At 69.0% G+C, this 19,688-nt stretch carries 19 protein-coding genes; 10 read left to right on the plus strand and 9 right to left on the minus strand.

Going from position 1 to position 19,688, the window contains the following annotated elements; genetic code table 11:
- Positions 1–251: 251 nt before the first annotated feature.
- Together D7X30_RS02595 and D7X30_RS02600 are read right to left on the minus strand one after the other, a co-directional pair.
- Complete coding sequence (locus tag D7X30_RS02595; RefSeq protein ID WP_120561221.1) at positions 252–1,085, minus strand: class I SAM-dependent methyltransferase; 834 nt, start codon at positions 1,083–1,085, stop codon at positions 252–254.
- Between the two features lie 8 nt (positions 1,086–1,093).
- Positions 1,094–2,509: a general secretion pathway protein GspE gene (locus D7X30_RS02600; protein ID WP_120561222.1), complete on the minus strand. Its 1,416-nt coding sequence runs from the start codon at positions 2,507–2,509 to the stop codon at positions 1,094–1,096.
- Positions 2,510–2,665: 156 nt separating this feature from the next.
- Here D7X30_RS02600 and D7X30_RS02605 point away from each other — a divergent pair, with 156 nt between their 5' ends.
- The 9 genes from D7X30_RS02605 to D7X30_RS02645 all read left to right on the plus strand — a co-directional run bounded on the left by D7X30_RS02605 (position 2,666) and on the right by D7X30_RS02645 (position 10,128).
- Entirely contained in the window at positions 2,666–3,697 is a 1,032-nt protein-coding gene (locus D7X30_RS02605; RefSeq protein WP_120561223.1) for an SPFH domain-containing protein, read from the plus strand.
- 22 nt (positions 3,698–3,719) lie between these two features.
- Entirely contained in the window at positions 3,720–4,640 is a 921-nt protein-coding gene (locus D7X30_RS02610) for an NAD+ kinase (protein ID WP_120561224.1), read from the plus strand.
- Positions 4,641–5,059: 419 nt separating this feature from the next.
- Positions 5,060–5,482, plus strand: coding sequence for a PTS sugar transporter subunit IIA (locus D7X30_RS02615; RefSeq protein ID WP_014399911.1), 423 nt, complete (start codon positions 5,060–5,062; stop codon positions 5,480–5,482).
- A 33-nt stretch (positions 5,483–5,515) separates the two neighbouring features.
- Entirely contained in the window at positions 5,516–6,001 is a 486-nt protein-coding gene (locus D7X30_RS02620; RefSeq protein WP_120561225.1) for a PTS sugar transporter subunit IIB, read from the plus strand.
- Between the two features lie 4 nt (positions 6,002–6,005).
- Positions 6,006–6,725 carry a PTS sugar transporter subunit IIC gene (locus D7X30_RS02625; protein WP_120561226.1) on the plus strand — a complete coding sequence of 240 codons (720 nt, stop codon included), beginning with the start codon at positions 6,006–6,008 and terminating at the stop codon, positions 6,723–6,725.
- Positions 6,726–6,742: 17 nt separating this feature from the next.
- Positions 6,743–7,537 carry a PTS system mannose/fructose/sorbose family transporter subunit IID gene (locus D7X30_RS02630; RefSeq protein WP_370039438.1) on the plus strand — a complete coding sequence of 265 codons (795 nt, stop codon included), beginning with the start codon at positions 6,743–6,745 and terminating at the stop codon, positions 7,535–7,537.
- A gap of 33 nt (positions 7,538–7,570) precedes the next feature.
- The gene (locus tag D7X30_RS02635) at positions 7,571–7,849 is read left to right on the plus strand and encodes an HPr family phosphocarrier protein (protein WP_120561227.1); all 279 of its coding nucleotides are present in this window, start codon (positions 7,571–7,573) and stop codon (positions 7,847–7,849) included.
- Between the two features lie 43 nt (positions 7,850–7,892).
- On the plus strand, positions 7,893–9,701 hold the full coding sequence (ptsP, locus tag D7X30_RS02640; RefSeq protein WP_120561228.1) for a phosphoenolpyruvate--protein phosphotransferase: 1,809 nt from the start codon (positions 7,893–7,895) through the stop codon (positions 9,699–9,701).
- A 94-nt stretch (positions 9,702–9,795) separates the two neighbouring features.
- Positions 9,796–10,128 carry a hypothetical protein gene (locus D7X30_RS02645; RefSeq protein ID WP_120561229.1) on the plus strand — a complete coding sequence of 111 codons (333 nt, stop codon included), beginning with the start codon at positions 9,796–9,798 and terminating at the stop codon, positions 10,126–10,128.
- A 60-nt stretch (positions 10,129–10,188) separates the two neighbouring features.
- On the opposite strand, the gene D7X30_RS02650 is transcribed toward D7X30_RS02645, so the two are convergent.
- The 7 genes from D7X30_RS02650 to D7X30_RS02680 all read right to left on the minus strand — a co-directional run bounded on the left by D7X30_RS02650 (position 10,189) and on the right by D7X30_RS02680 (position 18,183).
- Positions 10,189–10,593, minus strand: coding sequence for a hypothetical protein (locus D7X30_RS02650; RefSeq protein WP_120561230.1), 405 nt, complete (start codon positions 10,591–10,593; stop codon positions 10,189–10,191).
- Positions 10,594–10,634: 41 nt separating this feature from the next.
- Positions 10,635–11,075, minus strand: a complete 441-nt coding sequence (locus D7X30_RS02655; protein WP_233591330.1) for a DUF4329 domain-containing protein — start codon at positions 11,073–11,075, stop codon at positions 10,635–10,637.
- A 206-nt stretch (positions 11,076–11,281) separates the two neighbouring features.
- Positions 11,282–11,818 (minus strand): MgtC/SapB family protein, encoded by a 537-nt coding sequence (locus D7X30_RS02660; RefSeq protein ID WP_233591331.1) that lies wholly within the window; start codon positions 11,816–11,818, stop codon positions 11,282–11,284.
- Between the two features lie 12 nt (positions 11,819–11,830).
- Positions 11,831–12,433, minus strand: a complete 603-nt coding sequence (locus tag D7X30_RS02665; protein ID WP_120561232.1) for an MXAN_6521/LA_1396 family lipoprotein — start codon at positions 12,431–12,433, stop codon at positions 11,831–11,833.
- A gap of 100 nt (positions 12,434–12,533) precedes the next feature.
- Positions 12,534–15,185 carry an RND family transporter gene (locus D7X30_RS02670; protein WP_120561233.1) on the minus strand — a complete coding sequence of 884 codons (2,652 nt, stop codon included), beginning with the start codon at positions 15,183–15,185 and terminating at the stop codon, positions 12,534–12,536.
- 114 nt (positions 15,186–15,299) lie between these two features.
- A complete protein-coding gene (locus tag D7X30_RS02675) occupies positions 15,300–17,468 on the minus strand; it encodes a site-specific recombinase (RefSeq protein ID WP_120561234.1) in 2,169 nt (722 codons plus the stop codon).
- A gap of 118 nt (positions 17,469–17,586) precedes the next feature.
- On the minus strand, positions 17,587–18,183 hold the full coding sequence (locus D7X30_RS02680) for an ABC transporter substrate-binding protein (protein ID WP_120561235.1): 597 nt from the start codon (positions 18,181–18,183) through the stop codon (positions 17,587–17,589).
- Between the two features lie 234 nt (positions 18,184–18,417).
- On the opposite strand from D7X30_RS02680, the gene metK reads away from it, so the two are divergent.
- Positions 18,418–19,608: a methionine adenosyltransferase gene (gene metK, locus D7X30_RS02685; RefSeq protein WP_120561236.1), complete on the plus strand. Its 1,191-nt coding sequence runs from the start codon at positions 18,418–18,420 to the stop codon at positions 19,606–19,608.
- Positions 19,609–19,688 lie beyond the last annotated feature (80 nt).

A 19,688-nucleotide genomic window follows, 5' to 3' on the forward strand; every position in this document is an offset into this window, starting at 1 on the left:
CATCCGCGCCCTCTTCCTTCGGGGAGCGGGCGCGGTCTTCTTGGGCTCGGGCTCTCGGAAGAGGGTTCCGGGAGTATCCAGCGGAACGCTGTATTCGAAGCGGAACGGAAATCCCGCGACCAGGGGCCTCCACCCCGCCGAGAGTGCCCGCTGGCTCATGTCGCGAACCTGGCCCGGAGTGATGGCCCTCTGGTGCGACTAGAAATGGGTCTCACCGAAGCGAACCCGGCGGCTGCCCTTCTTGGGAAGCGTCATGTCGCGAGAGCCTCCCGTGTCGCCGTCAGTTGCCGCATGCCCCAGCGCAACGGAACGCTGCCATCCGCGCGCCGCAGCGGTTCCACGGCCTGGAGGAAAGCGGCCTTGATCGATGCCTGCGCCGCCGGAGACAAGCGGTCCGCGTCATATGTCGTGAGCAGCGACTCCCAGACCTCCTGCGGGGGCCCATCCCCCTGCACGGAGAGGGACCGCACCGTGACCTCCACGAAGCCCTCGGCGAAGAGCTCTCGCAACCCATCGCTGGATCGGACCAGAGGGTCGCCCAGCCACGTGGGAGGACCCGCCGCCGCGCTCTTCATGAGTCCAGCGAACACCTCCAGCGCGTTGCCCGGCACCAGGTCTCCACCGACGACGATGGACACCCGTCCACCCGGCTTCAGCACGCGCCGCAGCTCCGCGAGCACGGTCTCCACGTCGTCCATCAGCATGAGCGCCAGGTGGCTCAACACGACATCGACACTGGCGTCGCCGAATGGAAGCGACTGCGCGCGTCCCTGGAACAGTGTCGCCGCCCCGTTCAACCGCCCCCGTGCCGCGGCAAGCTCGTGCTCACTCATGTCGAGCCCCATCAAGGACAGCCCGGGCTGCTTCCTCCGAGCGAGCAGCTCCAGGAGGTAGCCATCCCCACACGCGAGGTCGAGCACCGCCAGGGGCCGCGCGTCGAGAGGCACGACTGCCTCCAGCAGCGCATAGGTCGAAGGCGCCGTCTCACCATCCCACTGCACGGGCGCGTGCCCGAACCATCGCGACGTCACGCCCGCGAGGCGCGCGTGGAAGTCCAACAGGTACAACTCGGAAGGGGAGGGCATGGGCACCTTCAGCGCCGGGGCTTCTTCTGTCCCGCGTTCGTGGCCTCAGCAGTGAGCGCCAGCACGGAGTACAGGTTCATCGTGTAGACGCTGCTCTCCGGCTCCAGGTCCGACGCCTTCTGGAAGAACGCACTGGCGCGTTCGTAATCGCGCTGGTGGTTCAGGAGGATCATCCCCATGCGGTTGTAGAGCGGCGCGGGCTTCGGCAAGAGCCCGATGCTGCGCTCCAGCAGGTCCAGCGCCTCCGCCAATTTCCCCGCCTGCTCCAGCCGAACGACGCGCTGGAGCACTTCCTCCTGCGCGTCCTCCTTCCTGGCCACCGGAGCCGGCGCCACGGGAGGAGGCTTCGCCGTCAGCGCTGCGGCCAGCGACACCGAAGGCATCGGCGCCTGACGCGGAGCCTGTGCACGGGCCGCCGGCGCCGCCGCCACCTTCGCGGACGCAGCCGGAGGCACGGTCTTCGGCTCGCGCGAGAACGCGGGCACACCGTCCCCCGTGAACGCCACCTCCGCCGACGCTAGCGTGCCCACCAGCTTCGTCACGCCGCGCTCCGACAGCGACTCGAACACCGCGCGCAGCTCCAGCTCCGTTACCTGGGTGATCATCGCCATGTCCGACAGCGCCGTGCGCCCGTCCACGAACGACAGCACGTACGCCTCGAACGGGCTCAGCGGCCGGTTCACCAGGTCCAGCCCCGCCACGATGACCGGCCGCACCGGCGGCCCCTTCGTCTTCGGCTGGGCCTGTGCCTGGAACGACACCACCCGCGTCGCCTCCTGCTGCGGCGGACGGGGCACACCGCTCGCTCCTGTCTGCTCCGGCCTCGTGAGCAGCGCGCGCACCAGCGACACGTTGTCCCGGGGCGGCAGGTCCTCCACGCTCCTCACGAGCAGCAGCTCACAGCGCGCGCACTGGAAGTCCCCCGGCTTGCACGACGCGCCACAGTGCGGACACGCCAGGTCCTCCGGCGGGTGCTCGAAGGCGTGCGCGTCCGCGTAGTAGTGCTTCCGGATGGCCGCGCGAATGGACCTGCGCACCGCGATGAACGGCAGCACCTGCTCCACGCCCACCGTCTTGGCGATCTCCTCCAACGCCCGCTGCCGCTGCGGCTCGGAGATGGCCACGTACAGCGCGTCCTGCACCAGCCGCAGCGGCATGAAGTCGAAGCCCTCCGCCAGCCGCACCGGCACCCGCTCCAAGAGCGCCGCGTCCACCTTCGCCTGCGCCAGCTTCTCCGTGGACACGAAGCGCGTCTTCAACTCCTGCGCCAACAGCCGCAACACCGGCGTCTCGTCCACGCCCAGCCGCACCAGGCACTCGCCCAGCTTCAGCCCCGTCTCCTTCTGCCGCGCGAGCGCCCGGGACAGCACCTCCGGCGTCAGCACTCCATCCAGGATCAACTGCTCCCCGAGCTTGCGCGTCATGCCCCCGATTCAAGGACGCCCGGCCCCGCCCCGTCCACCGGCATCCACGCCACCTACACCGCTTTCCCGCACTCTCTGTTGCGAATGTGTACGCATGACACTAAGATGGTGTCCAGGTTACACAAACCAAACGCAGCAGGTGAGGGGGATGCGCGGATGTTCATCGGGTACATGAAGTCGACGCCGACCACGTACGTGATGCAGTACCGGGACGGCGAGGTGGTCCGGGAGGGCGCGGGCCTGTCGTTCCTCTATTGGAAGCCGGCGACGACGCTGGTGGCGGTGCCCCTGTCGAGCGCGGACGTCCCGTTCGCCTTCAATGAGGTCACCCGCGACTTCCAGCCGGTGACGATTCAGGGGCAGCTGACATACCGGGTGGAGGACGCGCGGAGGCTGGCGGGGCTGTTGGATTACTCCATCACCCCGGCGGGGCGTCACCGCTCCGACGACCCGGAGAAGCTGTCGGACCGGCTGGTGCAGGCCGCGCAGGTGCGCGCCCGCGCGGTGGTGCAGTCCCTGAGCCTGCGCGAGGTGCTGGTGCAGTCCGACATGCTGGAGGCCCGGGTGCTCGCGGCGCTGGCGGAGGCGGAGTCCGTGAAGTCGCTGGGCGTGCACGTGATGGCCTTCTCCGTGCTCTCCATCCAGCCCACGCCGGAGATGGCCCGCGCGCTGGAAGCCGCCGCGCGCGAAGGGCTCCAGCGTGAAGCCGACGAGGCCATCTACGCCCGCCGCAACGCGGCCGTGGAGCAGGAGCGGCGCATCAAGGAGAGCGAGCTGGCCACGGAGTTGGTGGTGGAGGAGCGCCTGCGCCAGATTCGCGAGGCGAAGATGGCCGCGGACATCGCGGTGGAGGAGCAGCGCGCCGCCCTCATGGAGCGCTGGGTCCAGAACGAGCGCCAGTCCGCGGACGCGCGCGCGTACACCCTGGAGAAGACGCTGGAGCCGGTGAAGAACGTGGATTGGAAGACGCTCCTGGCCGCGTCCGCCAATGGCGGCGACCCCGCGCTCCACATCGCCCTGGCCTTCCGCGAGATGGGCGAGAACGCGCAGCGCATCGGCGAGCTCAACGTGTCGCCGGACCTGCTGCGCTCACTGCTGCCCTCGGACTCCGGCCCGAGCTCGGGACCCCGCTCGGGCCCCAAGCCGAACAAGCCCGGCCGCGCGGACGTCCAGCACTTCGACCGCTGAAGGCCCCGGAAGGAGGCTCGCCATGTTCGAGAAAGTCGTGCTCGTCACGCGCAAGACGCGGCTGGCGGACCTGGTGGTCCGCTTCAACACGAAGAAGCAGGCGAAGTTCTACGTGGAGCACAACGGCCAGGACTTCAACGGGTTCGAGGCGGAGGACGACACCTACCGCCGCGCGGTGGACGGCCTTCGCTCGCAGCTGGACGTGGGGCTGCCGGTGCAGCAGGTGGACCGCTCGCTCGTGCCCACCTTCCTCTTCACCGGCAAGGAGGTGGTGGTGGCGGTGGGGCAGGACGGGCTCGTCGCCAACGTGGCCAAGTACGTGGGCAGCCAGCCGCTCGTGGGCGTCAACCCGGACCCGGAGCGCTTCGACGGCGTGCTCCTGCCCTTCCTCCCTCGCGACGCCCGGAGCGCGGTGCAGCGGACCCTGGAGGGCCGCGCGAAGATGCGCCAGGTGCAGCTGGCGGAGGCGCGGCTCCAGGACGGCCAGCGGCTGCTCGCCTTCAACGACCTGTTCATCGGCGCGCGCACGCACGTGTCCGCCCGCTACCAGGTCCGCTACGGCGGCAAGGAGGAGTCGCAGTCCTCCAGCGGCGTGCTCGTGTCCACGGGCGCGGGCTCCAGCGGGTGGCTGTCATCCGTGTTCGCGCTCGCGCAGGGCCTCACCCGCTGCACGGGCGGCACGCCGGGGAAGCCCTGGACGCTCGGCTGGGAGGACGCGCGGCTCGCCTTCGTCGTGCGCGAGCCCTTCGTCAGCCGTCACTCCAGCGCGGACATCGTCGGCGGCTTCGTCACCGCCCAGGCGGAGCTGGTGCTCGAGTCCCGCATGCCCCAGGGCGGCGTCATCTTCAGCGACGGCATGGAGGAGGACTTCCTCACCTTCGGCGCCGGCGCCACCGCCCGCATCCGGCCCGCCGAGCAGAGGGCTCGCCTGGTCGTCCACTGAGACACCACACCCGATGCGACAGGTCCCAAGAATCCGGAACGCCCCGAGTATCGTTGGACCTCGCGGGCCCTCCCGGGATTCCCAGGTGATACAGCCGCTCCCCTGCGATGGCACGGTCGCCTTCCTACCCACCGAGCGGGGGTGCCGGGCTCGTCCCGCGGGGCACGCACCGCGGGGCCACACCGCGCATCTCCTAGAGCGTGGGGAGACCGCGCCCGGCTCCCCGTCCGGCAGACGACACCGTGTCCCTTCCCCGGACCTGAAATTCCAGGCATGGTGGGCGCAGTCGCCTTACCTTCGAAGCGAAGTTGTTGGGGCAGCGGTTCCCAGGTGCAGGCGGAATGCTTCACCGGAGTTGCGTCCGGTCGTTGATGAGCGTAGGACGCAAATTCTCCCGGGAAGTGGCTCAGGGGTGATCAATGGTCGGCCTCGTCATCGCATCGCACGGGCGTCTCGCGGATGAGCTTGTCTCTACCGCTGAACAGATCGTGGGCAAGCTGCCCGCCGTGGCCACCTGCAACATCGAGCCGGGGGCCCCAGTGGAGGACCTTCGCGCCAAGATGAAGCAGGCCGTGAAGGCCGTGGATGAAGGGGACGGTGTCATCATCATGGCCGACCTCTTCGGAGGTACCCCCTGTAAGGAATCGCTGATGATGTGTCAGCGGATGAATCTGGAAGTCCTGGCCGGCGTCAATCTGCCCATGCTGCTGAAGGCCAACTCGCTCCGTTCGGAGCAGATGGCCCTGTCGGACATGGCCAACCAGCTGGCGTCGTACGGCCAGCGCAACATCACCTGTGCATCCGCCCTGCTTCGCGAGGCCCAGCAGCAGCCGCGAACTTGACGGACCCGTACGGGTCGGCGATTCGAGACTGCCGTGATCACCCTGGTCCGCGTCGACAACCGCCTCATCCACGGTCAGGTCGTCGAAGCCTGGCTCCCCCACCTCAAGGTGTCCCGAGTTGTGGTGGCGGACGATGAGGCGGCCTCCAGTCCACTCATCCGTGCCGCCATGGCGCTCGCCGTGCAGAGCGCCATCGAGGTGCTGATCCTCCCCCTCGCCCAGGTGGACTTCGCCGCCCTGTCCAAGGACGGCGTGCGCACGCTGGTGCTCCTGAGGGATGTCGCCTCCGTGCCCTTCGCCTTCCAGCACGGGCTGGTCATGGACCAGCTCAACCTGGGCAACGTGCACTTCGGCACCGGAAGGCGGCAGGTGTCGCCGTCCGTCTTCCTGGCGGAAGGGGAGCTTCAGGCCCTCCAGCAGCTGTCCGCGCAGGGCGTGCGCGTGGAGGCGCGCGCCGTGCCCGCGGAGAAGTCCGTGGACCTGCCGGACCTGACCGAGCGCTGGTCGAAGGCCGGGTGAGCGGGTGAACGTCGGTTGGACCCAGGTGGCGCTCGCGTGTCTCTGGGGGGGGCTGGTGGCCGTGGAGCGCAAGGCGTTCCTCCAGGCCATGCTGTCCCGGCCCCTGGTGGCCGCCACGTTCATGGGCGCCCTGCTGGGTGACGTGGGCGGGGGCCTGTCCGTCGGCATGCTGCTGGAGCTGTTCTACCTGGGCACCGCCAACCTGGGCGCCTCCCTCCCTGAGAACGACACGCTCGCGGCCACCGGCACCGCCGCCGCGGCAGCCACCCTCACCGCCGCCACCGGCGCGGGCTCCACGCCGGCCATCTGGTCGCTGGCCGTGCTGCTCTTCATCGGGCTGGGGCGGGTGGGGCGGAGGCTGGACCGGCTCCTGGAGGGCTACTCCGCCCGGCTCGCGCGCGTGGCGCTGTCTTCCGCGGAGGCCGGCAACCTCAACCGCGCCATGCGGCAGAACCTGTGGGGCATGTGGCCGCACTTCGTGTCCTACGGCGCCATCACCGGCGCGTGCGCGCTGGCCGGCTACTTCCTGGAGCCGCTGATGGTGGCGCTGCCGCACGGGATGGTGCGGGGCCTGGCGTGGGCGTACCCGGCCATGGCGTCCGTGGCGGCGGCCATCGCCGCGCAGTCCAGCCACGCGAAGCGCGCGCCCCTGTACGCGGGCCTGGCCGCGGCGGCCGTCACCACGGCGGTGGTGCTGGTGCAGCTGCAGGAGCAGCGGCCTTGAGCACGACGCCCACGCCCGTGCCTTCCGAGCCCGCCGCCGCGCCGGCCTTCACCCCGCCCGTGCGGCTGTCCCGGGGCACGCTCTTGCGCGTGTTCCTGCGCTCGCTCTTCCTCCAGGCGTCGTGGAACCCCAAGGGCATGCAGAACCTGGGGCTCGCGTACGCCGTCTACCCGGCGCTGGCGAAGCTGTACCCGCCGGGCCCGCTGCGCGAGGCGGCGGTGCGCCGGCACCTGGTCTTCTTCAACACGCACCCGTACGTGGCGGCGGCCATCGTGGGCGGCGTGGTGAACCACGAGCAGAAGATTGCCCGGGGGGAGGAGACGCCGGACCGGGTGGTGGGCTTCAAGGCGGCGCTGATGGGGCCGCTCGCGGCGCTGGGGGACGGGTTCTTCTGGCTGTCGCTCAAGCCCGCGGTGGGCGGGCTGTGCGCGGCCATGGTGCCGCTCCTGGGCGTCTGGGCGGTGGCGCTCTTCCTGGTGCTGTACAACCTGGTTCACCTGCTGCTGCGCATCCGGCTGTACTGGCTGGGCCTGAATCTGGGAGACCGGTTGGTGGAGGCCGTGGCGCGGGTGAACCTGCCCGCCAAGGGCGCGAGGCTTCGGGGCGTGGCGGCGGCGAGCGCGGGCGGCCTGGCCGCGTGGCTGGCGCTGAGCTTCGGGGCGACGGCGGGCGGGACCTGGGCGCCGTTCCTGGCGGTGGGATGCCTGGCGGTGGGCGTGTTGGCGTACGTGCTCGTCAACCGGCGCGTCCCCACCTACGTGGTCCTCTACGTCGCGGCGGGATTGGCCTGCGCGGCGGGTGCCTTTCTGTGAGTACGAACAGTCGAGTGAAGCGGGAGTCGCACGATGGCCAGTGAAGCCGAGGGAACCTTCGAGATCATCAACGCGCTGGGGCTGCACGCCCGGGCCGCGGCGCAGATGGTCAAGGTGGCCAACCGCTTCAAGAGCGAGGTCTTCATCAAGGCCTCCGGGCAGCGCGCCAACGCCAAGTCCATCATGGGCGTGCTGATGCTCGCGGCGGCCCAGGGCACCCAGGTGACCCTCACCTGCAAGGGCGAGGATGCCGAGGCCTGCTTGTCCGAATTGAAAAAGCTCATCGAGGACCGGTTTGGCGAAGCGCAGTAAGCGTCCAAAGGGGAGTTAGACTCCCCATGAGGTCAGGAGAACCGTGAGCAGCCAGGCCACCCCTACACTCAGGTTGACGGGCATCGGCGCCTCCCCGGGCGTGGCGGTGGGCCATGCCTTCATCCTGGACAGGAAGCGCATCCGCACGCCCAAGCTGCGCCTGGCGGACGCGGAGGTGGAACCCGAGCGGATGCGGATGAAGACCGCCATCGACCTGTCCGACCGCCAGCTCGCGGAGCTCAAGGACCAGATTACGCGCACGGAGGGCAGCGACCACGCCCTCATCCTGGAAGCACACCGGCTGATGCTCCACGACCCCATGCTCGTGGACGAGGTCAACCGCCTCATCGTGGAGGACCGCATCAACGCGGAGTGGGCGGTGCGGCGCACGGCCCGCAAAATCAAGCACCTCTTCGACAACATCCCGGACGAGTACTTCCGCGAGCGCCGCTCGGACGTGGACTACGTGGCCGACCGCATCATCCGCAACCTGATGGGCCAGGTGGTGGACGAGGACGTGGAGGTGCCCGCGGAGGCCATTGTCGTCGCGCATGACCTGCCGCCCGCGGACGCTGCGATGATGGCTCGCAGCGGTCGCGTGGCGGGCTTCGTCACCGACCTGGGCGGACAAACGAGCCACACCGCCATCGTCGCCCGCGCGCGGGAGACGCCCGCGGTGGTGGGCGCGGGCCGCGCGAGCGAGCAGATTTCCCCGGGCGACCTGGTCGCCATGGACGGCACTCGCGGCGTGGTGCTGGTGAACCCCACGGAGGACCAGCTCGCGTTGTTCCGTGAGGAGCAGCGCCGCTACCTGGAGAGCGAGCAGCTGGCGCTGACCACCAAGGATCAGCCCGCGGTGAGCACGGACGGCTTCCGCATCCGGCTCAACGGCAACATGGAGTTCCTGGAGGAGATCCCCTCGCTCCTGGCTCACGGCGCGGAGGGCATTGGCCTGTACCGCACGGAGTTCATGTTCCTGGACCGCAAGACGGCGCCCACGGAAGAGGAGCACTACCGCGCTTACAAGCAGGTGCTGGAGGCCATGGGCGGGCGTCCCGTCACCATCCGCACGCTGGACCTGGGCGGCGACAAGGTGCCGGGCAAGACGAAGCACGAGAAGGAACCCAACCCGGCCATGGGCCTCAGGGCCATCCGCTACTGCCTGTCCAACCGGGAGCTGTTCCGCGTCCAGCTGCGCGCCCTGTTGCGCGCGAGCGTGCACGGCAACCTGCGGCTGATGTTCCCGCTCATCTGCGGCGTCAGTGAGTTGCGAGAGGCGCGCAGCGAGCTGGAGGCGTGCCGCACGGCGCTGGGGCGCGCGGGAGTGCCGGTGGGCAAGCGCTTCCCGGTGGGCATCATGGTGGAGACGCCCAGCGCGGCGACCATCGCGGACCGGCTGGCGCAGGAGGCGGACTTCTTCTCCATCGGGACGAACGACCTCATCCAGTACTCGCTGGCCATCGACCGCCAGAACCGCGAGGTCGCGTACCTCTACCGGCCGCTGCACCTGTCGGTGCTGCGCATGCTCCAGGGCATCGTGGACGCGGCGAAGGCCGCCAACATCCCCGTCTCCATGTGCGGCGAGATGGCGGGCGACCCGCTCTTCACCCTGGTGCTCCTGGCGCTGGGCTTCGACGAGCTGTCCATGACGTCCGGGCAGATTCCGGTGGTGAAGCGGATGATGCGCCGGGTGAGCCGGAGCGAAGCGCTGGAGATGCTCCAGGGCGCCATGGAGCTGACCACCGCCGAGGAGATCGAGCGCTTCGTGCGCACGGAGATGGACCGGCGCTTCGGCGGCCAGGAAGGCTCGCTGCTGTCGCCGGTGCATGATCCCGAGCCTGAGTCCGTGTAGGCCCTGTTCCCTTCGCATGAATGCGAGGGGAGGGGGTCGCCGTTTCCAGGCGGAGTGCGCACGTTCGCCGGACACGAATGCAGGAGGCAGCAGCGTGTTCAAGCCAACGGACATTCAGCGGGGCATGACGGTGCGGGACCGGGACGGCGAAGCGCTCGGCGGTATCGTCGCGGTGGACCCACGCGGCTTCACCATCGGCAAGGGGCGCATCTTCGAGCGGGAATACCCGGTGCGCTTCTCCGACGTCGCGGACCTGGACGGGGATGACGTCTACCTGCGCCGGGACCTGGCCAGCCTCCCGGGCGCCATGCTGGCCGAGGGCGCGCTGGACCTGGACGATGAGGCGCGCCGCGACATGGGAGATGCGCCGCACCGGCCGGTGGCCTACACGCACGACCTGACGGGCGCGCTGGTGCCCATGGAGTAGCGGGCGTCCGGACGAGGGTGTGCGCTGGGGGCCGTGAGGAAGCAGGTGCTTCCTCGCGGCTCATTCGCGTTTGAGGATGACCCCCTCGTCGCTGACGGCGTAGCTGGCGCCTGCATCCATGACCTCCGACTTGAGGCCGCAGCGCTCCTGTTCCAGCGGCGTGAAGTGGATGAAGGTCACCTTGTCGCCACGCTGGATCCAGGCGTCATAGGTGGGAAGCCGGAACAGGCACCGGGTCATGGGGTCCGCGCCACCGGGCGCGCCTCGCCCCGGGGGCATGAAGTCATCCAACGCGATCTGAAGGGCCTTGAGCTGGGGCCCCTGCACGGTGGTGGAGTCCTCCTTGCGCCACTCCGGGAAGTGGATGCCCTGCGCCACTTCGGGAGGGGCCACGGGCGCTGGCCGGTGAAGGTGCATGCACCCCGACGCCGTGAAGAGCAGCAGTGCCAGGCCCAGACGCTTCATGTGTCCTCGCTCCAGAAAGGCTTTCACCGCGAACTGTAGGGTTACTGCCCGCGCAGATCGTCCGTGATTCGCTTCACGGGCACGAATTGACCGGCCTCGAGCAGGAAGACGGTTCGCTCCTGGAAGTCATAGAGCCGGACTTCGCACACGGGGTTGAACATCAGCCGGAAGTAATAGCGCTGTGTGCGCGCCTGGAGATCCTCCGGCGAGAACCCCGTGATGGCGGGATGGCTGTGGTAGTCCGCGTAGATGTTGATGGTGCGTGCGTCCGGGTCTTCGACTCGCTCCGGTGGCTTGCAGGATTTCCTCCCACCCGGCAAGGGCAGCGGATGGCTGAGCGTCGACGGATGGCTGGCGTAGAACGACGACTCGAAATTCCGTTGGTAGATGACCCCGCAGTACTCCTGTCCCTCACGCGTGTTTCCCGCCGTGGCGCCGGGCATCTGTCTCACCACCTTGCAGAGCTCAGGGGCCAGAGCCATCAGACTGTCGAAAGGACCCACCATGGGGCCGGCGACAACGAGGCGGCGCTCCGTATCGAACCAGAACCGCGCAGATCCTCCTCCCGCGCATCCCAGCAACAGGGCCAGGAGCACCCATCCAGAGATTGCTGCTCGTAGCGCTGCGGGCTGTGTCGCCATGCCACGACGCTAATGGTGGTGTCTGACGCCGCCTTGGAACCCGCGCGTCACTCGGGACGGGACCCCTCTTCACCAGTGGGGGGCCCGTCCTCGCTGTTTCCACCTTCTGGCGGCTTCCTGTATCGCCCGCCGTGCCGTCCTGCCTCGGGCGACAGCAGCCGGGAGATGGGGCGCAGCACCACCAGCGACAGGAGGGCCAGGGCCACGGTGACCCCGGCCGCCAGGTAGAGGCCCAGCCCGCAGGCCAGGCCCACCGCCGCCGTCAACCAGAGGTTCGCCGCCGTGGTGAGCCCTCTCACCGCCTCCCCGTGGCGCAGGATGACCCCCGCGCCCAGGAAGCCGATGCCCACGACAACCTGGCTGGCGATGCGGCTGATGTCCGTCTGCGTGCCGCTGGGGTTCGCGCCCATCCGGAGCAACTCCTCCGTGTACACGCTGGAGAGCGTGAAGCAGCACGCCCCCAGCGCCACCAGCGTGTGCGTGCGCAGGCCCGCGGCCTGGTTGCGCGCCTCGCGCTCCACGCCCAGCGCGCCGCCCAGCAGCGTGGCCAGCACCAGCCTTCCGATGAGGACTTGAGGTTCCACCCGGGCGCGACGCTACTCGCCCAATTCGATCTTCTCCTCCGTGTCCGCGTCGTTCAGTTGGGGACTGGGCAGCGTGTCCAGCGTGGCCACCAGCAGCTTGTAGGACGGCACCACGTAGGGCTCCACGTCCTTGCCCAGCTCCGTCACGTACTGCTCCTTGCGCTCCACGTACTTCTTGTCCTCGGAGTCCCAGCTGCCGCCCGCCTCCGCGGCCCAGACCTCCTCGCCGTCGCGGCAGCGGATGAGCTGCGCCCTCACCGCCACCTCCGCGCCGTCGCCCACGCGCTTCACCGTGGGGGCCAGCCAGAGCACGCCCTCGATGCCCTCCACGCACTGCTCCTTGAAGGTGGGGTCCGTGGGGCGCTCCGGGAGGGACGTGTTGGCCTTCACCAGGTAGTCCCGGTTCTGGTTCAGCCACTGCCGCGCGATGAGGCTCCACAGGTCGCCGATGTACTGCTGGCCCTGCGGGAACGGCTGCGTCACCACCGCCAGCCGCTTCACCTGCAGCCGGTCCACCGTCGCGTAGTCAGGACGCAGCCGCTGGCTCTTCACCGTCGCGCAACCCGTGAGCACCATCAGACCCAGCACCGCGCCCACCCGCTTGAACGTCCCCATGGCTTGAAGCTCCCGAAGAAAAGAACGGCCCCGCGCTTCCCTTTGGGGGAAGGCGGGGCCGAAAGGTCCGGCGCGGATATTAAGCGCTTCCTCCGCGCTGTCAGGCGGCGCGTGTGGAGGACGTGTCACCGCCCGAGGCGGAACCGCCCTCTGACGAACGCCCCGCGTCCTTCTGCCGCTTGTCGTGCATGAGCTGCATCACCGCCGCCAGCACCGTGAAGGACACCAGCAGCGTGGTGATGAGGCCGATGCAGGCGACGATGCCCATGGAGCGCAGGCCGTTGTGGCTGGCCACCAGCAGCGCCGCGAAGCCCGCCACCGCCGTCAGCGTGGAGGACACCACCGCCGCGCCCACGCTGCGCAGCGCCACCAGCGGGGACGTGCCCTCCAGGAAGCGGTGCAGCAGGTACAGGCCGTGGCTCACGCCGAAGCCCAGCAGGATGGGCAGGATGATGATGTTCATGAAGTTCAGGCGCAGGTCGAACAGCGCCATGAAGCCCATCATCATCGCCAGGCCCACCGTCAGCGGAATCACGGACGCCAGCGCCAGCTTCGCGTTGCGGAAGTCCGCGAAGTGCATCACCAGGATCCACAGCGCGGTGAGGATGACCGTGAGCTTCGCGTCCTTGAGCACCATGCGCGCCAGCGACGCGTACAGCTGCGTGGCGCCCGCGGCGCGGAAATCCTTCTCCACCGGCGCGCCCGTGGGGCCGCCTTCCGTGAACTTGCCCGGCGTCACCATGCCCTTGATGGAGCGGGTCTGGTCCGCGAACTGGAGCATCTGCTTGCCGTCCCACAGGTCCACGCTCGGGTAGATGAACGTGAGGTAGCCGTGGTTCTCCGGGCTCGTGGTGGGCAGGTGGCGGAACTGCGAGGCGTAGATCTCCGGCACCTGGTGCACGTCGAAGGGACGCGCCTCCAGCATCTTGAAGAACAGGGCCGCCTTCTCCTGCGTCTCCGGCGGCAGCGCCTTCACGTCGATCTCCTTCAGCTCGTCCTGCCACTCCTCCAGAATCTTGGCGTTCGCCTGCGAGATGCCCTCCGGCGGCACGAAGGTGAAGAGGCTCATCACCTGGGAGATGGCGGGGCGCTTCTTCGGATCCGCCGTCAGCTCCTTGTAGAGGGCCTCCGTCTCCGCCAGGTCCTTGGTGTAGATGGCGAGCGGGTCGCTGGCGATCTTGAAGCGCGCGTTGATTTCATCCTGCAGCACCACGGACGGCTGGTTCGCCGGCATCAGCGCGCGGGTGTTGTAGTTGAAGCGCACGCCGTACGGCAGCCGCGCGAAGAAGCCCGCGTCCGCCGGGGGCTCGCCGCTCTTCCACGGGATGGCCGCGCCGCACACCACCGCGACAATCACGCAGCCCACCGCCAGCACCAGGCCGGGGCGCGGGATGCGCAGCTCCTTGCCGGACGCGTTGGTCGTGGGCGGCGGCTTCATCACGCCAATGAGCTTCTGCGGCAGCTCCGGGTTCCTGCGGCCCGCGATGGCCAGCAGCGCCGGGCACCAGGAGAACAGCGTGAAGCCCAGCATCAGCGTGCCCGTGCCGGCCAGGAAGCCGAACTGGGAGAAGCCTTTGAACTCGCTCACCATCAGCACGTAGAACGAACCGGCCACCACCACCGCGGACACCAGCGCCGGACGGCCCGCGTTGATGACCGCGTCGCGGATGGCCACGTCGTAGGGCTTGCCCGCGCCCAGCTCCAGGCGCGTACGGAAGATGAAGTGGATGCCGTAGTCGATGCCGAACCCCATCAGGATGCCGCCCAGGATGGAGGTGATCATGTTGAGCTCACCCAGCGTCGCGTAGGTGAAGCCCAGCGTGTACAGCGTGCCCGCCACCGTGCCGCTCACCACGATGAGCGTGGGCGCCCACTTGCGGAAGAACGCGATGGTGATGGCGAAGATGGCGACGAGCGCGATGATGGTGACCGGCTGGAGCGAGTCCTCGATGGCGTACGAGTCGTCCACCGCCGTCTTGTAGGAACCCGTGAAGCCGTAGGCGACCGTCTTCTTGTCGCCCATCTTGTAGTAGTCCTCCACCAGCTGCACGCCCGCGGCGTTGCTCTTGGAGTACTGCTCCAGGTCCACACGCAGCTTGTCCACGTACTCCTTCGTCTTGCCAATCTGGTTGGTGTCCCACATCGGCTTGATGAGGAGCAGCAGCAGCTTGCGGTCCTGGGAGATGTAGTAGTCGTCCGCGATGCTCTTGTTGCCAACGCTGGAGTACTTGTCGACCAGGTCCTGCAGGTCCAGCTTCACCGGCTCCGTCTTCTTGATCTCGATGTAGAAGGGGTTCGCGCGGCGGATCTGATCCTTGAGGAACGCCATGATGCGGCGCTTGCCCTCGGCCAGGTCCTCCGTCTTCACGAACAGCACCATGTTGTTCTGCACGAACTCGACGGGAATCTTGTAGGTGATGGAGCGCGCGTTCTCCTTGTCCTTGCCCACCATCGCGGCCACGTCGTCCGCGACCTTCTTGAGCGTGGCCTCGTCGTCACCGCGGAAGGTGAGCATGAAGAAGCCGCTGCCGCCCACCATGTCGATGACGCGCTTGACGTCCTTCACCTCCTGCAGGTCCTGGGAGATGAGGTCCAGCTGGTTCGAATTGATGGTCAGCTTCGACGTGCCCCACACTGAAATGCCGAGCAGCAACAGCAGCACGAGCATGACGGTGCCGGGGCGCCGGACCAGCATCTCTGCGTAGGCCAGCGCGAGGCGGGGCGGGGGATGGGAGGAAGGATTGCCGCTCATGGGCGCGGGACCCTACCGCCGAACGTCCCCGCCCGGAAGCAAAGCCCGGGGTGCTTGTCCGCCCCACCTCCGCGCGAGACAGGGCCTCTTATCCCGAGGGAATAAACCGCGACTTCAGTGTCCTGGAGGCCCGCCCAGGGGGACGACCTGCGCCTGCGTCCCACCCGGGACGGGCTCGTCGCGGGGCGGGAGAAGGAAGGGGAGCGGGTTTCGCAGGAAGCGCAGGAACACCGCGCCCAGGAAGCGCGCGCCCTCCCGCACCGGGACATCGCGTGCTCGCAGGGCCACGCCCAGGGCCAGCGTGAAGGACACGCCGAAGTTGACGACGCCGACGACGAGCACCCCTGCGGCGGCCGCCAGGAAGCCCGGCTCCATCACGGCGGAGGGGCCCAGCGCGCACCCGGCGAAGGCCAGCGCGCCGAAGGAGAAGGTGACGTGCCGCACGTCCAGCGGGATGCCGAAGAAGCCGCCCACGCCCGGCATCACCGCCAGCAGCACGCCCAGGGTGACGCCGCCGCCCACGCCCGCCGCGTGGTGCATCAGCGCGTCCGCCACCTTGCGCGCGCCCGTCACGCCGAAGACCGCGCGCAGCACGCGGTTGTGGGCGAGCGCCTCCGGCAGGTGGCGGTAGACGATGAAGTTCTCGAACCAGCCGGCGGCCACGCTGGAGGCCCAGAGCATCACGCCGGTCATCGCGGCGTAGAGGAGCGTCGCGCTCTTCCAGGGGTGCAGCGTCTCCACCACGTGCTGCGCCTGCTGCGCGGTGAGGTAGGCGTGGCCCCTGAGGAACTGGAAGCCCAGCGCCAGCGCCACCGCGACGGGCAGGACGCAGCCCAGGTTGCCCAGGATGGCCGCGAGCTGCGAGCGGGTGATGCGCGGCACCAGGGCCGCCAGACGCTCCATGCGCCGGGCGCCTTCGTCCGGGCTCGCGTCCTCGCTCACCGCGGCGGCCAGCGTGGAGGCCGTCATGGACGGCTGCTTGGTGGCCAGCGTGAAGCCCAAGAGCTGCATCACCACGAAGCCGCCCGCGTAGTTGAGCGCGACGAAGAGGCCCGCGAAGAAGGGGGCCAGCGGCAGGCCGGTGAGCAGGAACTTCAGCGCGACGGCGACCGCGGCGACAAGGCCGCCGCCCGCCGCCGAGTCCACCATGTGGTGGAACTCGGCCGTCGTGGAGGTGATGTAGTGCTCACCCGTGTTGCCGGTGCGCTCGATGATCTTGCGCGCCATCAGCCGCGCGTTGCGGCGCACCAGCGCGCGCACGGAGCGGTCCTCGTGCGCTTGCTCCAGCAGGTCCGACAGGAGCGCCAGCGCCTCGCGCCAACGGGGCTCGCCGCGGGGCGCGCCCAGCACCCGCGCGACGGCCTCCATCCGGTCCAGGCCGCGTCCGATGCGCTCCAGCCGGTACACCAGGTCCACGCTGACGCCGGAGTCCTCCAGGTGCCGGGTGACGGTGCGCACCACCCCGCGGCAGTCCTTCACCACGCGGACCAGGTCCGCCAGCGACTCCTGGGCCCCGTCGCGCGCCAGCACCGCGTCGCACACCAACCGCAGCCGCAGGAAGGGGGACGCGCGGAAGGACAGGTCCGGCGTGCGGTCGCGCACGTCCTCCGCCAGCCCCAGCCCCGCCACCTGCACGCCCAGCAGCATCAGCGCGTCCATCAGGTCCCCTCGCACACGCGAGGACGGGGTGGGTTCTGGTGGGGGAGGCTCGCCCACCAGCGCCGTCAGCCGCGCCAGCAGCATGGGGGACAGCGCGCCCAGCCACTCCGCGTCCTCCGGCACCGGGAACAGGCGCAGGAGCAGCTCCGACAGCTCGCCCGGCTCCGGCGGCGCGGGCAGCACGCCGCGCACGAAGCGGTCCGTCAGCTCGGAGAAGAAGCCGTTGCCCGCGCTCAGGCCCACCTGGGCGAAGAGCTTCAGGCCCCGGCTGCCCGCGCACACCCCCGCCACCAGCCGGGTGACGGACGCGCGCAGGGCGCTCTCGCCCTCCAGCACGCGCACCAGCAGGGACAGCCGGGAGTTCGCGGGGGACAGCGCGCGGTCGTCCGCTTCCGTGAGGCCGTGGGCGGGGATGCGGTCGCGCATCCAGTGGATCCACCGCTCCACCCACTCCAGGCGCGGCTCCAGGCCGTCACCGGGGACCTCCGACAGCAGCCGGAGCAGGTCCCGGACAGCGGGGTGGCCGGGGGCCCGGGGCGCGTACTGGACGCAGAACGCGTCCATCTCACGGTCGGACGGCACACCCCGGAGCAGCAGCCGCGGGGCGGGGGTCGAAACAGTCATTCGCCAGGCGCTCCGGGGGAGGAGGAACGCCCTAGCCTAACCGGACCGCGCCTCCCCCGGAACCCGGAGGGTCGGCGGGGCCCTGGTTGCCTGGCCGTCCAGGTGGCAGCTGACTGGATTACTTCAGCTTCACCGAACCCAGTTCGTTGTTCTTCGCACGCATGGCGCCGAGCAGCCCTTCCCAGCCGCCCTCCTTGAAGAGGGGGCGGACCTGATCATCGCGGATGCCGGTGAGCATGGAGTCGCCCAGCACGGACACGTCCACGACCTTCCAGCCGCCGCCCACCTTCTCCACGGCGTACTTGAGCTTCATCTCCTGCTTCTTCAGCGGGTGGTTGATGAAGATGGTGGAGCCCACGAGCGCCTTGTCGCCCGTCACCTGCGGCTCGTCGTAGGTGATGGAGTCCAGGTTCTTGAAGTTCTCACGCACCTTGGGGAAGGCGATCTTCGCGAACAGGTTCTGGAAGAGCTGGGTGAACTCCTTGCGCTGGGCGTCCGTGGCCTTGGTCCACTCGTCCCCCAGCAGGAAGAGGCCCTGCTGGTCGCTGCCCAGGTTCTCCAGGGCCTTGAGGTCCTTCTCGTAGCGCACGGACTGCACCACGGTCTTCACCGGCTTGGTGATGGCTTCGGAAGCCTTGGGCGCGGCGAGCGCGGGCACGGCGAAGGTGAGGGCAACCAGGAAGGGAAGGGTGCGAATGCGGGCAGTGGCGTTCATATGGGTCTGTGACCTCCAGAAGAAGGGCGCGGGTCCTGTAGCCCAGGGGAACGCCGCGCGAACCATTAAATTCATCCGGCGGGCAGGCACACCCGTGGCGTCAGGTCCGCCCGGCCGAAGGGCGCTTTGCGTCGAATAAACCCCCGTAGCGACAGGTTTGACTCTGCTGGGACCGCACGTTTAGTGTCCGCCCCCTGCGCTGCGTCACCGAATTAGCGCGAAGCCCGAGAAGACATGCCTACCGACTTCCTGTTCACGTCTGAATCCGTCACCGAGGGCCACCCGGACAAGATCGCCGACCAGATCTCCGACGGTGTGCTCGATGCCATCATCGCCAAGGATCCGCAGGCGCGCGTCGCCGTGGAGACGCTCGTGAAGACGGGCCTCGCCATCGTCGCGGGCGAGGTGACGACGAATTGTTACGTGGACATCCCGAAGATCGTCCGCTCGACCATCACGCGCATTGGCTACACCGATAGCTCCATGGGCTATGACGGCCACACCTGCGGCGTCATGGTGGCCATCGAAGGCCAGAGCCAGGACATCGCCCGGGGCGTGGACAACAAGAAGGACCAGGGCGCCGGCGACCAGGGCATGATGTTCGGCTTCGCGTGCGACGAGACGCCGGAGCTGATGCCCGCGCCCATCCACTACGCGCACGCGCTGACCCGCCGCCTGGCGGAGGTGCGCCGCAAGAACCACCCGTGGATCCGCCCGGACGGCAAGAGCCAGGTCACGGTGGAGTACAAGGACGGCAAGCCGCTGCGCATCGACGCGGTGGTGCTGTCCACGCAGCACTCGGATGACGTCTCCAACAAGAAGATCCAGGAGGCCATCCGCGAGGACGTCATCCTGAAGGTCCTGCCGAAGAAGCTCATCGACAACAAGACCAAGTTCTTCATCAACCCCACGGGCCGCTTCGTCATCGGCGGCCCCATGGGCGACTCGGGCCTCACGGGCCGGAAGATCATCGTCGACACCTACGGCGGCATGGGCCGTCACGGTGGCGGCGCGTTCAGCGGCAAGGACCCGTCCAAGGTGGACCGCTCGGCCGCGTACATGGGCCGCTACATCGCGAAGAACGTCGTGGCGGCGGGCCTGGCCCGTCGTTGCGAGGTGCAGGTGTCCTACGCCATCGGCGTGGCGGAGCCTGTCAGCGTGATGGTGGAGACCTTCGGGACGTCCACCGTGCCGGAGGAGCAGATCGCCCGCGCCGTGCGCCAGACGTTCGGCCTGCGCCCGCGCGAAATCACCGAGCACCTGGACCTGCTGCGGCCCATCTACCAGAAGACCGCCGCGTACGGTCACTTCGGCCGCTCCGAGAAGGAGTTCACCTGGGAGCGCACGGACAAGAAGGACGCGCTCCGTGAGGCCGTCGCCGCCCCCGCGCCCAAGACGCGCACGCCCCGCCTGAAGGCGGTCTGACGCACCGGAAGCACTTCGGCTGAGCCCACGCGCTCGTCCCATCCCGGGGCGAGCGCGTTTTCATTTCCGGGCATGGCGCG

The sequence above is a fragment of the Corallococcus sp. AB011P genome, assembly GCF_003611605.1.
Taxonomy (GTDB): Bacteria; Myxococcota; Myxococcia; order Myxococcales; family Myxococcaceae; genus Corallococcus; species Corallococcus coralloides.